Source organism: Noviherbaspirillum sp. (assembly GCF_035254865.1).
In the GTDB taxonomy this organism is placed as follows: Bacteria; Pseudomonadota; Gammaproteobacteria; order Burkholderiales; family Burkholderiaceae_D; genus Noviherbaspirillum.
On the sequence record NZ_DATFAF010000012.1, the window covers coordinates 1 to 12565 of the forward strand.

The 12565-nt window shown below is 57.9% G+C and carries 15 protein-coding genes and 3 pseudogenes; 6 read left to right on the plus strand and 12 right to left on the minus strand.

The annotated features are described in order from the left end of the window. Positions 1-217: pseudogene (locus VJ651_RS03400) on the plus strand (PQQ-dependent sugar dehydrogenase); the annotation flags it as partial. Positions 218-244: 27 nt separating this feature from the next. Further along, complete coding sequence (locus tag VJ651_RS03405; RefSeq protein WP_324106079.1) at positions 245-610, plus strand: hypothetical protein; 366 nt, start codon at positions 245-247, stop codon at positions 608-610. A 44-nt stretch (positions 611-654) separates the two neighbouring features. On the opposite strand, the gene VJ651_RS03410 is transcribed toward VJ651_RS03405, so the two are convergent. The 6 genes from VJ651_RS03410 to wrbA all read right to left on the minus strand — a co-directional run bounded on the left by VJ651_RS03410 (position 655) and on the right by wrbA (position 4280). Then, positions 655-1056 (minus strand): hypothetical protein, encoded by a 402-nt coding sequence (locus VJ651_RS03410; RefSeq protein WP_324106080.1) that lies wholly within the window; start codon positions 1054-1056, stop codon positions 655-657. Between the two features lie 32 nt (positions 1057-1088). Next, the gene (locus VJ651_RS03415; protein ID WP_414691302.1) at positions 1089-2012 is read right to left on the minus strand and encodes a pirin family protein; all 924 of its coding nucleotides are present in this window, start codon (positions 2010-2012) and stop codon (positions 1089-1091) included. Between the two features lie 2 nt (positions 2013-2014). Beyond that, a complete protein-coding gene (locus tag VJ651_RS03420) occupies positions 2015-2464 on the minus strand; it encodes an OsmC family protein (RefSeq protein WP_324106082.1) in 450 nt (149 codons plus the stop codon). Beyond that, entirely contained in the window at positions 2461-3021 is a 561-nt protein-coding gene (locus VJ651_RS03425) for an NADPH-dependent FMN reductase (protein WP_324106083.1), read from the minus strand. The genes VJ651_RS03420 and VJ651_RS03425 overlap by 4 nt, the downstream gene beginning before the upstream one ends. Positions 3022-3299: 278 nt before the next feature. Continuing rightward, on the minus strand, positions 3300-3617 hold the full coding sequence (locus VJ651_RS03430; RefSeq protein WP_324106084.1) for a DoxX family protein: 318 nt from the start codon (positions 3615-3617) through the stop codon (positions 3300-3302). A 63-nt stretch (positions 3618-3680) separates the two neighbouring features. Then, the gene (gene wrbA, locus VJ651_RS03435; RefSeq protein WP_324106085.1) at positions 3681-4280 is read right to left on the minus strand and encodes an NAD(P)H:quinone oxidoreductase; all 600 of its coding nucleotides are present in this window, start codon (positions 4278-4280) and stop codon (positions 3681-3683) included. A 307-nt stretch (positions 4281-4587) separates the two neighbouring features. Between wrbA and VJ651_RS03440 the strand changes: the two genes are divergently transcribed. Then, positions 4588-4857 (plus strand): LysR substrate-binding domain-containing protein, encoded by a 270-nt coding sequence (locus VJ651_RS03440; protein WP_414691303.1) that lies wholly within the window; start codon positions 4588-4590, stop codon positions 4855-4857. 51 nt (positions 4858-4908) lie between these two features. Here VJ651_RS03440 and VJ651_RS03445 read toward each other — a convergent pair whose 3' ends face one another. The 3 genes from VJ651_RS03445 to VJ651_RS03455 all read right to left on the minus strand — a co-directional run bounded on the left by VJ651_RS03445 (position 4909) and on the right by VJ651_RS03455 (position 6934). Then, positions 4909-5703 (minus strand): alpha/beta hydrolase family protein, encoded by a 795-nt coding sequence (locus VJ651_RS03445; RefSeq protein ID WP_324106087.1) that lies wholly within the window; start codon positions 5701-5703, stop codon positions 4909-4911. Continuing rightward, on the minus strand, positions 5700-6074 hold the full coding sequence (locus VJ651_RS03450; protein ID WP_324106088.1) for a rhodanese-like domain-containing protein: 375 nt from the start codon (positions 6072-6074) through the stop codon (positions 5700-5702). The genes VJ651_RS03445 and VJ651_RS03450 overlap by 4 nt, the downstream gene beginning before the upstream one ends. Before the next feature lie 158 nt (positions 6075-6232). Then, positions 6233-6934 (minus strand): pirin family protein, encoded by a 702-nt coding sequence (locus VJ651_RS03455; protein ID WP_324106139.1) that lies wholly within the window; start codon positions 6932-6934, stop codon positions 6233-6235. Between the two features lie 378 nt (positions 6935-7312). On the opposite strand from VJ651_RS03455, the pseudogene VJ651_RS03460 reads away from it, so the two are divergent. Together VJ651_RS03460 and VJ651_RS03465 are read left to right on the plus strand one after the other, a co-directional pair. Continuing rightward, positions 7313-7473 (plus strand): annotated as a pseudogene (locus VJ651_RS03460) (LysR family transcriptional regulator); the annotation flags it as partial. Positions 7474-7493: 20 nt separating this feature from the next. Then, positions 7494-8354 carry an SDR family NAD(P)-dependent oxidoreductase gene (locus VJ651_RS03465; protein WP_324106089.1) on the plus strand — a complete coding sequence of 287 codons (861 nt, stop codon included), beginning with the start codon at positions 7494-7496 and terminating at the stop codon, positions 8352-8354. Between the two features lie 178 nt (positions 8355-8532). Here VJ651_RS03465 and VJ651_RS23570 read toward each other — a convergent pair. Continuing rightward, positions 8533-8844, minus strand: a pseudogene (locus VJ651_RS23570) (DUF1275 family protein); the annotation flags it as partial. A gap of 164 nt (positions 8845-9008) precedes the next feature. Here VJ651_RS23570 and VJ651_RS03475 point away from each other — a divergent pair. Next, on the plus strand, positions 9009-9506 hold the full coding sequence (locus VJ651_RS03475) for a CDP-archaeol synthase (protein WP_324106091.1): 498 nt from the start codon (positions 9009-9011) through the stop codon (positions 9504-9506). A gap of 149 nt (positions 9507-9655) precedes the next feature. On the opposite strand, the gene VJ651_RS03480 is transcribed toward VJ651_RS03475, so the two are convergent. Together VJ651_RS03480 and VJ651_RS03485 are read right to left on the minus strand one after the other, a co-directional pair. Continuing rightward, positions 9656-10204 carry a cytochrome b gene (locus VJ651_RS03480; RefSeq protein WP_324106092.1) on the minus strand — a complete coding sequence of 183 codons (549 nt, stop codon included), beginning with the start codon at positions 10202-10204 and terminating at the stop codon, positions 9656-9658. 27 nt (positions 10205-10231) lie between these two features. Next, a complete protein-coding gene (locus VJ651_RS03485; RefSeq protein WP_324106093.1) occupies positions 10232-12514 on the minus strand; it encodes a heavy metal translocating P-type ATPase in 2283 nt (760 codons plus the stop codon). Positions 12515-12565 lie beyond the last annotated feature (51 nt).

Sequence of the window (12565 nt, forward strand, 5' to 3'; positions counted from 1 at the left end):
AGAAGAGAATCGCGCCGTGGTGCGGATTTTCGATCCGGAGGGAAACGGCATTCGCAACTACGCCACCGGGCTGCGCAATTGCTCGGGCCTGGCAATGCAACCCGGCACGGATAACCTGTGGTGCGTGGTCAATGAGCGCGACCACCTCGGCCCCAACCTGGTGCCCGACTACATGGCACGCGTGCAGGATGGCGCGTTCTACGGCTGGCCGTGGTAATACATCGGCGACCATGAAGATCCCGCCTTGAAGGGAAAGCGTCCCGACCTCAAGGGGCACGTGCGGGTGCCCGAGGTGTTGATCCAGCCGCACTCCGCGGCGCTAAGTGTGGCATTTTATGATCGCGATGCCTTCCCGGCCGACTACCGCGGTGATGCTTTTGTGGCGCTGCACGGCTCCCACAGCCGGCCCGAGAGGACCGGCTACAAAGTGATCCGCGTGCGCATGAAGAATGGCACGCCGACGGGCGAGTACGAGGACTTCATGACCGGCTTCATGGTGGACAACGACAGCGTCTGGGGGCGGCCGGCGGGAGTGGCCGTCACCCGGGACGGCGCGTTGCTGGTGAGCGACGACGCCAACGGCACGATTTTCCGGGTGACCCGCAAGTAGTACACATATTGAGGAGTAACTGCTGAGAAAGAAGAACAGCGTCATTAGGCTCCTGACAGCACCCTGCGTACGTTGGCATGGGCCATCACCAGAGCCGGGTCCTGCTGAAGCAGGTCGACGTAACGCTGTGAGAATTCCGTGATGTCCGATACTGATGGGGTTATCAGAGCTTTTGCTTGCGTGAAGATCATGCGCATTTCCGGTTCCAACACCGTTTCCTGGTCGAGCAATTCATCGACATCAACAATGAATTCGCTGAGCTGATGCAGCCAGCAAAACTTCGGATGCCTGGTCAAAAGCTGCAGCAATTGACCCGCATCGTTGACCGGGCCCCATTCTTTTTCGTATTCACGTCGAGTGGCTTCGACCAGGCTGCGATGTAGATCCCGCAGCGCTTGCGCCAATTCCTTTAACGCCGCTTTCGCGTCTCCTGACATGGTGGGCATTTTGCATCCCTCATACTGAAATCTCGATTCTGCTAGGGATAAAAAACTGGCTTACCCGGAATATCGGGAAGCGGAATGAATTCCACCTCTCCCGGAACCTTGGGAAACCGCTGCTGCTTCCAGTCTTCCTTCGCCTGCTGAAGCCGCTCGGCCGAGCTGGACACGAAATTCCACACGATCCCGCGCGGCCCATCCATCGGTTCGCCGCCGAGCAGCATGACCCTTGCCCGCGCACCGCGACAGGCAAGCGTGACGCTCTTCCCCGGCTTGAGCACCAGCAGGCGGCCTGCTTCGAAGCTGCCATCGCTGCCCAGATCAAGCGTGCCGTCTACGACATAGATCGCCTGTTCCGCGTACTCCGCCGGCAGCGATAGCCTGGCGCCGGCCTGCAGTTGCACATCCGCATAGAACATCTCGGAAAGAGTCGGCACCGGTGACGCTTTCCCGAAAAACCGGCCCGCAATAATCCTCGCGGAGATTCCCTCGCCCTCCTCCACCGGCAGCTTGTGCATTTCCTCGTGCGCGAACGATGGTTCCGTTTCCTCATGGGTTTGGGGCAACGCCACCCAGCACTGAATGCCGAACAGCGACGATGCCTGCTGCCGCACTTCCGGCGCGGTTCGCTCGGAATGGACAATGCCGCGTCCGGCCGTCATCCAGTTCACTTCTCCCGGCCGGATCGGCTGAACGGTGCCGAGGCTGTCGCGATGGAGCAGTTCGCCGTCGAACAGATATGTCACTGTCGCCAGTCCGATGTGCGGATGCGGCCGCACGTCCAAGCCGTCTCCCGACGAAAAGACATGGGGCCCCATCTGGTCCAGAAAAACGAAGGGGCCGACCATGCGGCGCTGCTTGCTCGGCAATGCCCGGCGCACTTCGAAGTTGTCCCCCAGGTCGCTGGTGCGTGGGATGATGACCAGGTCCAATGCCTTGTTGGCGTCGCTGTGACTTGCCATTGTCATTCAGTGTCCGTGATGATTTGGATCGGCCCCGACAGGGTCTTGTGGACGGGGCACTTGTTGGCGATCTCCGTCAGGCGATCCTGTTCCTCGGCACTGAGGTTGCCGACGTAGTGGATATGCCGCTTCAACACATAGGCATCGTCCTGTTGACCGTGTTCGAGGCGCACATGGATATCCTTCAGATCCATGCCTTTGCGGCGGGCGTACATGGTGACCGTCAGCGCGGTGCACGCTCCAAGGGCCGCCGCGAGCAAATCGTGGGGTTCCGGGCCGGTCTCTTCCCCGCCGTACATGCGCGGCGCGTCGGTCAGGACGGTATGCGGCCCGATCTCGATGACATGCTGAAGCTTGCCTTCACCGCGATGCACTCTGATTTCCATCGGGTTCTCCTGTGAAGCATGGGGCGTCCGTACGTTGCTTGATGCCTTGCCCGCCATCTCGATCATCGTGCCTGCGACGTGACGAACTCGCTGAATCCATGAAGGAATTGTTGCAACTGCGCCTTCATCTTTTCATCCGTGAGATCGCCTGCAGCATTGAACACGCTGCCCGCGCGCGATACCAGCAAGCGGCCACCGTACCACGGCCGGGTTCCCAGTGTCCGCAACACCGGCAGCCACGCGTTCTGCGCCAAGATTGTGCCGAAGCCACCCGGCGATGCACCGACGACAGCAATCGGGCGATTGCCAAAGACCTGCGGAATATCCGCCGGCGGCCGCGACAGCCAATCGATCACATTCTTGAATACACCCGGAATGCCATTGTTGTACTCCGGGGTGACGAGCAGCAAGCCATCGGCTGCGGCAATGCGCTCCTTCAATGCCACGACTGGCGGGGGAATACCCTCGCGTGCTTCAAGGTCCCCGTCATACAGCGGAATACCATGAATAGTGGCTATTTCCAGGCTCACTCCGGCAGGCATGAGCAGGGTCGCGGCGCGCAATAGCGCTGTATTGTACGAACCGGCGCGCAGGCTGCCTGAAATGCCAATGATTGTCGTCATGGGATTCTCCGTTTTCATACATTGCACGATGAACGCCTGGGCCACAGGCGAGTCGATGTTCCATCCATTCGTCCTTCAATCCTGCAACATCCATTTCTCCATGTCTTCAGCCCTTGGAAAGCCGTCGCCATGCGAGCCGTGCCATCCTGTTCCAACTCATGAGAAAACGCCATGCTCGAATAGTTCGGGATGCCTTGCCGGGTCTTTCCAGGCAATCATTTATGAAAACCACCCATTTATGCCTTGTTCAAGCGTGCCGCTGGAGCAACCGCCCCTCATCAATGCTCGGCTGTCCGGCACAATGCCGCACGAATAGGAGCAAGCCGCCAGCCATCGCGAGGTTCTTCATGAAATTGATAAGCTGCATCTGGTCGGCGAAGCTGGCATGGAAGAGCAGCGCCGATCTTGAAACCAAACAGCAATGCCAGGCCACCACCGAGTTCGGTCAGGATTACCAGTGGCAGCAGGATGCCCGGCACGCCCATTTGTTCCATATAACCTTGAGTACCGCTGTAGCCGGATATCTTGCTAAAGCCGGAGATGATGAAGATCTGCGCCATGAGCAGTCGCGCAGCAATGTTAATGAGTTTATCCATGATAGATTCCAGACGAGAAATGGTCAGGATCGAGCGCCAAAATCAGCGCCCGAACAGCAAAAATTATGCAAATAGCTTGCTGGCGGTCGTGGCAATCAGCGTGCCTTGATGACGCGCCCCCTCCAGTTCGAGTTCGGAAGGCTGGCGCTGTCCCTGTCCGCCGGCGATGGTAGTCGCGCCATACGGAGCGCCACCAACGATTTCATCGAGGGTCATTTGGCCTTGGTGACTGTAGGGAAGACCAACGATGGTCATGCCGAGGTGCAGCAGGTTGGTAATGATGGAGAACAGGGTCGTTTCCTGGCCGCCATGCTGGGTCGCCGTGGAGGTGAATGCGCCGCCGACCTTGCCGTGGAGCGCGCCCCGTGCCCATAGTCCGCCCGTCTGGTCCAGGAAGCTTGCCATTTGCCCTGCCATGCGCCCGTAACGGGTCGGGCAGCCAACGATGATCGCGTCGTAGTTGGGCAATTCATCGACTGTGGCGACCGGAGCGGTTTGATCGAGCTTGAAATGCGCATTGCGCGCCACGGCTTCCGGCACGGTTTCGGGAACGCGCTTGACATCGACGGTGGCGCCGGCGGAGCGAGCACCTTCGGCAATGGCGTTGGCCAGTGTTTCCACATGACCGTAGGTGGAGTAATACAGGACGAGGACTTTAGCCATTTGGGTCTCCTTAAGTGAAAAAGGGTGAGTTGAATTCGCTGCCAAGCAAGATGCTTTCCAATTGGAGCAGGCGCAAGCCTTACCTGAAGTTAACCTGAAGCATTCGAATTTTTGATCAGGTTATTTTTTTTCTCCGCCTGGCGATAAAACCTTGCTCGGCATTGAAATCAGGGAAGTTCAGATAGTATGCTGGGAGACCCGTTTTTCAAAAAACGGAAAATTTGCCACCCTACTATCGATATTTTCGAATGCTGAAATTAAGCCTTGATGCACTCCAGATCGTGGATGCCAGTTTGGCCAGGAGACACTGACCGTGCCGGATATCCGGATCAAATATCAATTCCAGGTGGCGGGCCTCGTGTGCGGCTTCCTGCCGGAGTTTTACGCTCGGCCGGCAATCGATGCAGGCCTCCTTATCGAAAAGCAGGTGGAAGAGCCCAAACCCGACGAGACGTTTTATTTGGCATGGCGTACAGGCGAAGAAGGTGCTGCCCTCAAGTGGTGGATTAAGCGAGTGACAAGGACGAAATGCTTGGAACAATTCGTTATCAAGCACCGGAGCTTGGACCTTGCTTGAGCAACCAGCCGCCACGTTTGCCGCTGACTGGCTACCGGCGGCCACATCCCGTCATGTGGTTCGCGGGGAGTCCGACGCCGGGGTATCCGACGCGATGTACCGCTCGCTCCAAGCCGCGATGATGTTCGCGGCATAAATCGCATCGCGCCGCCGACTCAGCAAGTGGTCGGCGTCGTCGAGCGAGACAAAGCTTTTCGGATGCCTGGCTGCCGTAAAAATGTGCTCGGCATTAACGATGTCAACGGTCCGGTCCAATGGGGCATGCAATACCAGCAGCGCTCTGCGCAATTGGCGGATGCGTTCGGTCAGCTTGTGCTCGGCCGCATCTTCCAGGAATTGCCGCTTGATTCGAAACGGCCGCCCAGCCAATTGCACTGCGGCTTCGCCTTCCGCGTTTATCTGGTCCAGGTGTTCCCGAAACAAGCCAGTGACATGGCCAGGATCGCTTGGCGCGCCGATAGTGGCCACGGCGCGAGACTCAGGGATATCTGACGTCGCAGCCAGAATCGCTGCGCCGCCCAGGCTATGGCCGATCAGCAAAGATGGCGCGATATGCATAGTGCGGAGGTGGTTCGCAGCGGCAATCAGATCGCTCAGGTTGGAAGAGAAATTGGTGTTTGCAAACTCCCCTTCGCTCGCCCCCAGTCCGGTAAAGTCAAAGCGCAGGACCGCGATCCCATGCTCGGTCAACGCTTGGGAAATCCGGCTGGTAGCAAAAATATCCTTGCCGCATGTAAAGCAATGTGCGAACAACGCGAAGGCACGCGGCTCATGGTCGGGTGAGTCCAGGCGCGCGGCCAAACGTTGTCCGCTGGTCCCGGGAAAATCAGTGCGTTCAACCTTCATCCGGTCAGTCCTGTCGGAAGATGTCTTTCGATGTCGTATCCCGCCTTGACCCAAGCATCCAAGCCTCCGCTTAACGGACGTACGCGGGTGACGCCGCGCATCATCAGTCGCTTGGCGACAATGACTGCAGATGCCTCATTCGGACAGGCACAATAAACCACAACCTCGCCCGAGACTCTTAGATCATTGGTCGGGTCGCTCAGTTCGGCCATCGTCAGGGTTACAGCGCCGGGAATGCGGCCCGCCGCTTGCAGTTCCACGGGCCGGACGTCGACGATGGTCAGCGGCCTACCTGCCCTCTGCAGCTCACGCAATTCTTTGGCGCTCACCCGCGCTATGTGAGAAGGTGTGACATGGATCAGTGCCGACAATGGGATGTGGGGAAATTTTTGTTCATTGGAATGACAGGACCGCATCGACAGGTATGGTATGTCGATGCGGCCCCGCCTAGCTTTTCCCCTTAAACGTTTGGGGGAAGTGCCTTACCGTTCTCGATCCTGGCAAGACATTGTCGACTGCGGACAGCGGGTCAGCTCGGCAGATCGAACAGGAGCACTTCCGCTGCTTCTGCATCGACCAGCGTGACTGCATCTTCCCGGGATACTTTGAGTGCGTCACCGCCAGTCAATTCGACACCATTGACTTTCACCCTGCCTCGAATGACATGTACATAAGCGATCCGCTCCGGCGCCAACTCATACTTGACATGGTCGCCGCCGTTGAGAATCGAAGCGTAGAGCATCGCGTCCTGATGGATCAGGACCGAGCCGTCCCGGCCATCCGGAGAAGCGATCAGGCGAAGCCGTCCTTGCTTTGATACGGCATCGAAATGCTTTTCCTCGTAGCTGGGTTCGATCCCCTTCACGTTGGGCTCGATCCAGATCTGCAGGAAATGCACCGGCGCGCTGGCCGAAGGGTTGAACTCGCTGTGCAGCACGCCGGTACCGGCGCTCATGCGCTGCACATCGCCATAGCGCAGCGCCGAGCCGTTGCCCATGCTGTCCTTGTGCGCGAGCGAACCGTCCAGTACGTACGAGATAATTTCCATGTCCCGGTGGCCGTGGGTGCCAAAACCCTGGCCGGGATCGACCCGGTCTTCATTGATCACTCGCAGGGGACCAAAACCCATATGGTTCGGGTCGTAGTAATTTGCAAACGAAAAAGTATGGTACGACTTCAGCCACCCGTGATCAGCCAATCCACGGTCATTGCTCTTGCGAATTTCCAACATGCCTATTCCTTTCCTGCTTACAAAGTTGTCGATGGTTACGAAGCGTTCGATCAGTTCGAACGAAGAGCTCGCCGACGTTTTCGATGCTTCTAGCCTCATAGTAGAAATATAGGGGCTCAACACGAGAATTAAAAACGGAAAACTTTGCTTGCTACAGTCGAACTTTTCGAACACTGCGCAAGCTGGAAGGGAGTTGAGTAGCTCGGAAATGTATGGCAAGAAAGAAGCGGCTTCCAACTGCGGCTAATGTCGCTTCTTGGCCAGGCCAGAACCGGACGTAACCCAGTTCCTGAGTTGAAGCGGCAATTGATGCGCTTTGGTAGTGGTTATGTTCGCAGCCAGGAACTCTGCCACGATACGATATTTTTTTGCGTAGCAATCGCCGTTTCTACGCTCGAACCCTATGATGTAAGGACGACTCCGTTTCGGTTCGCTCGTGCCGCCGAGCGATTGCACATTGCACAGCCGCCGCTTTCGAGCGTAATCAAGGAACTGGAAGAAGGGGTGTAGTGCTTTTCGCCCGCATTACACGAAGGACATGATTGAAAGGAGCACACCAATGTCATCGAAGCGCCTTGAGGGCAAAGTCGCCATCGTCACGGGAGCTGCACGCGGTATCGGACGAGCCACTGCCGTCGCGTTCGCACACGAAGGTGCAACCGTCGTGGGGATCGATATCGCCGGTCCCGTCAGCAAGACCTTGGAGGTGGTGCCGGCCACCGTCGAGGATCTGGATGAGACCGGAAGGCTTGTCGTGGCGGCAGGAGGAAAATGGGGCGCGCGCCAGCTTGACCAACGCAACATCAGCGCCTTGCGCGAGGCTGCCGCATGGGCGGCCGAGACCTTTGGCAAGATCGACATTCTCTTTGCGAATGCCGGTATCCAGGCTTTCAAGCCGCTGCTGGACATGGAAGATGAGGATTGGCACGATCAGATCGACGTCAATCTCAACGGCGCCTGCAACGCCATTCGTGCCGTGGCGCCTTACCTCGTCAAGAACGGTGGCGGCCGCATCATCGTCACCTCATCGACGCAAGGGCAGCACGGCACCAAGTACGGGGCTGCGTATTCGGCCTCCAAATGGGGCCTCATTGGCTTGATGAAATCGGCCGCCCTGGAGCTGGGGCAATACGGCATCACGGTCAACGCGGTCATCCCGGGACTGATCGACACGCCGCTGACGCGCCACCGGCAGCGCTACGCGCAGGCAATTGACGACCTGACCAACGCCGAGCCGCTCGACAAGCTCGAAGCCGCTGCGAAGAAAAAGCTCGCCGCCAAATCCCCGCTCGGCCTGCCCTGGCTTCCGCCCGAATCCATTGCCCCGGCGGTCGTCTTCCTTGCCAGCGACGATGCCTATCTCGTCTCCGGCGCCACGTATGACGTGACGGGGGGCGACAGCGCGAACAACACTGCCTGAACCAATCGGCGACCTGCGGGCGTAGCGCACCGCATGCAATCTTGGTGCTCAGGACGGATGGCGATCCAAGCGGACCAGACGCAGGTGCAGTCCCAGAAGCAGCGCCAGAACGGCGGCCACCCAGCACCCGTGCGACGAAGTCGCCGACGATCACCGTGTAGGTGCTCGTGAAGATCACGGTCATGACGCCCCGAACGCCGAGCGAGCGGCCGATGGCCCCTTGCAGTCCCATGGCGACGGCGGAGAGTACGATGAGGCCGTCCATGACGTAGGATTCGGTGGAAGCGCCAGTGGCGAGCCAGATCGTGGCAAAGGCGGCCAGGAAAAGCGTTTCAAGTCCAAGCGTCCATTCGTGCCCGCGCTTCGCGAGCGATACGGAGGCGGTCGAGACGCCTGCCACGTACCCCAGCAGGGCCGCAAGGGAGTGCAGTACCGCTCCGAAATGGCCTTGGCCAATAGCGAGGCCAAGAAGGATGGTGTTGCCGCTCATCGCCGAAGTGAAGACCCCGCTCAGCGCGAGGACATTCTATTTTTGAGTGAGAAGCTGACATCGCCTGTTGCACTGGGCGGCGCACTGATTGTCGCCGGATCGATCGTCATCATCGTTTTTTAACCGACAGTGTTTTACATTGGTGCTGGGCAACGTGATACGAAATGCGGCATTTTACTGAATTAATTTATTTGATGCTCCCAGTGTATTTCGCCAATATGGCTCCGCCGTTCGTGAAATATTGGCATGGCTGGAATCCACCCATCAGTCGCCGGTATCTGGGAGATCACAAGACCACCCTGGGATTCATTTTGGGAATCGCGACTGCATTAGCTGTAGCGCTTTTGCAGTCTCGAATTCAATGGGTTGGCAGTTTAGTGTCTTATGACCGGTGGATTTCGATCGGTGTAGCGACTGGGCTTGGAGCTATGCTCGGTGACAGCATAAAAAGCTTCTTCAAGCGCCGGCTCAAGATTTCACCTGGGGAGTCCTGGATCCCTTTTGATCAATTGGACTTTGTATGCGGCGGAATACTGGCATTGGAATTCTGGTATTCGTTCGCCTGGCTCGACGTTATTGAGATCGTCGTCTTTAGCTTTGCGGCCGATATCATCGTCAACCATGTATCCTTTTTCCTGGGAATCCGCTCGACAAAATGGTAAGTCTCTAAAGAAGTGAAGTTGATTATTTGGTCGACCGCTGTAACTCAAATGATGGGCTATGAGATAAGGTGTTATGGACGCTTTTACCTTTTTGTCGGCACGCCCCCATGGCAGGCCGTACAGCTAGTCCGAACGCAAGAGATGACAGGTCAGCGGCGCCAACGCGGTAGCATCGAGACCAATATCCCATCTTTGAGTATATAGTGATGAAAAAGCGCGGCCAGCGCATGGAATCCCGCCAGCCATAAAATGGCATCGCCGAGCCAGGTATGAATTTCGGCAATGGTTTTGCCGACAGAACGCGATGTCGCGATCGCCGGCATAATTTTTATGCTGGCAAGCAGCGTGAGAGGATGCCCCTCGAACCATGCTCCCGCTATTGCAGACAAAGGAACGGCGAAAAGCAATATGTAAAGCAAACCTTGCACGACTTTTGATGCGATACCCATCCAGCGCTCGACTTCGACTGGCTCCGGCTGTGAATCGATTACGCGCCATAATACGCGAACGACGGTAAGGCCAAGCACGGCTAGTCCGAGCGTCTCGTGTAGCTGGAGGCCGAAATCGTGGCTCGTGTCGTATATCTGCTGTTCGGAACCTTCAGGACCGACTATAAACGCGATCAACACAAGCATCGCGGTTACCCAATGGAGGATCCGCGCCGAGGGGCTATAGCGTGCTTTGAGTCGGTCGGACATGATTTCTCCATTCAAGAACAGGCATATTCACGAAGAGAGGCCATGATAAATCTCTTCTTCCTGAGCAAAATGCAAGCGCAGGATGGCATCGAGCGCATACAGGGTTCGGCGCACTTCCTGCGTAGATGCGTTGTCCTGCTCATCGACTGGCATGTGAGTGGCGAGCCGATCGACGGTACGGCTCAAGCGATAAATTTCCCGATGCGTGCTACTCATGGATGCCATCGGATCCTCGCCGCCGATCAAACGCGCTACGCGTGGATATAACCTGGCATCGTCCTGGGATTCATGCGGCAAGATTCTGTCTTGAAGCAACGCGCTGAGAGAAACGAGTTCTTCCCGGATCGTCGCGGCAGGCAAGTCGTCTGCACGATCCGCGAGCCACACCAGGCGGTCGATAATCGGTAGCAGCCGGCCATGCTCATCCTGGAGGTTCTTGACGTCTTCCGCCGACAGGTGTTCACTGGCCTTCGCTTTTTCCAGGCGAAGCACCCGCAGGGCATTCAGGATGACCGCAACGTCGATCACTTCCTGCAGAATGGCCCCAGCCACCGGGGGCAAATAACCGAAAGCAGCGACGAACATGGCGGCAATCGAAAGTCCCATTCCCGCCATGACGCTTTGCAGGGCAATGGTCCGGGTTCGCTGTGCAACGCGAACTGCAAATGCCAGCCGGTCCAGCCGATCGACCAACAGCACCACTTGCGCAGACTCGGCTGCCGCAGCTGCACCGCGCGCGCCCATCGCCACGCCGATATCGGCGGCGGCCAATGCGGGCGCATCATTGATGCCGTCGCCGATCATCATCGTTACGCCGCCCAGGCGCGCATCCGCGATTGCGGCGAGTTTCGAAGCGGGACTCTGCTCTGACATGACGGCATCCACACCCAGGGAGTTGCCGATGGTCGTGGCCACGTCATGGCGATCCCCGGTCAGCATGATAATGCGTTCCGCGCCGGACACTCGTAACAGTCGTATGGCGCGCGGCGTTTCCAATCGAATTTCATCGGCCATGTGAAGCACACCGCAGAACTGGCCGTCAACAGCGATATAGACGCCTGCGGCGCCCTCATATCCCACGCGCTCCCCCACGCTCGTCGACCACGATGGCAAAGCTGTCTGACCCAGAACGTATTCCATTCCACCAACACGGACTTCTTTTCCGTCCACGCTGCCGGATAATCCAGCTCCGGGCTGCTCGGAAACATTTTCAGGGATGGATAACGCCAGCCCGCGCTCGACTGCGGCGCGGACCACCGCCTGTGCGATGGCATGGTTGGACATCTGCTCCAGCGATGCCGCCAACCTGAGTACCTCGTCTTGCTGTACTGACGGAGCCATCGTCATGGCAATCAGCCGCGCCTTGCCGCCGGTGAGTGTGCCTGTCTTATCGAAGAACAAGGTTTTGACTTGCGCCAATTTTTCGAGGGCACCACCATGCTTGATCAATACGCCGCGTTGCGCGCAGCGCGACATGGCACAAACGATGGCAACAGGCACTGCCAAGATCAAGGGGCAAGGCGTCGCAACCACGGCGACGGCCAAGGCACGATTCGGATCGCCGGTCAGCAGCCAGGACAAGCCGGCGATCACTAAGGCCAGCGGGACAAATAGCAACGCATAGCGGTCGGCCAGTCGCGTCGCTGGTGATCGCGAATTTTGTGCGGCCCGGACCAGACGAATGATGTTCGCAAAGGTGCTTTCTTGAGCAGAGCTGGTCGCTAGCAGATCGAACGCGTCGCCGGCATTGATGCTGCCGCTGGCGAGTGCGGTGCCCAGAGAATAGGACGCCGGCAAGGATTCGCCGGTCAGAGTCGATTCATCCACGACGGCAGAGGAAAGAAGCGAGCCATCGACAGGTACTGTTTCACCCGGCCGCACAAGAATACGATCACCGGGGCGAATCGCGTCCAGCGGCACTTGGGAAATGCCCTCCCCGTCATATCGATTGGCGAAGCGAGGCGCTTTGCTCAGTAACGCGGACATTTCCTCTTGCGCACGTCTTTCCGCAAAACCTTCCAATGCCCGGCCGCCGGCAAACATCAGGGCGATCACGGAGGCAGTTAGGTTTTCATGCAGCGCGATGGCGCCGGCGATCGACACCAAGGCGATGAGATCGAGCCCCAATTCTCTGCGCCACACCGCGATCACGGTATCTATCAGCACGGGTAGAAGGACGAGAAAAGCGCCGCTCAGCCAGATCCATTCGGCAATTTCTCTCATTCCCATTAGATGCAGTATGCCGCCACCTCCCAAGGTAACGGCGCAGACGGCTACTAGTAGCAGATGAAGTCGATTACTGGAGTTCATGGAGGCATTATGCCAGTGACACTTGCGAAATCGGAGTTGGAAAAAGCACAA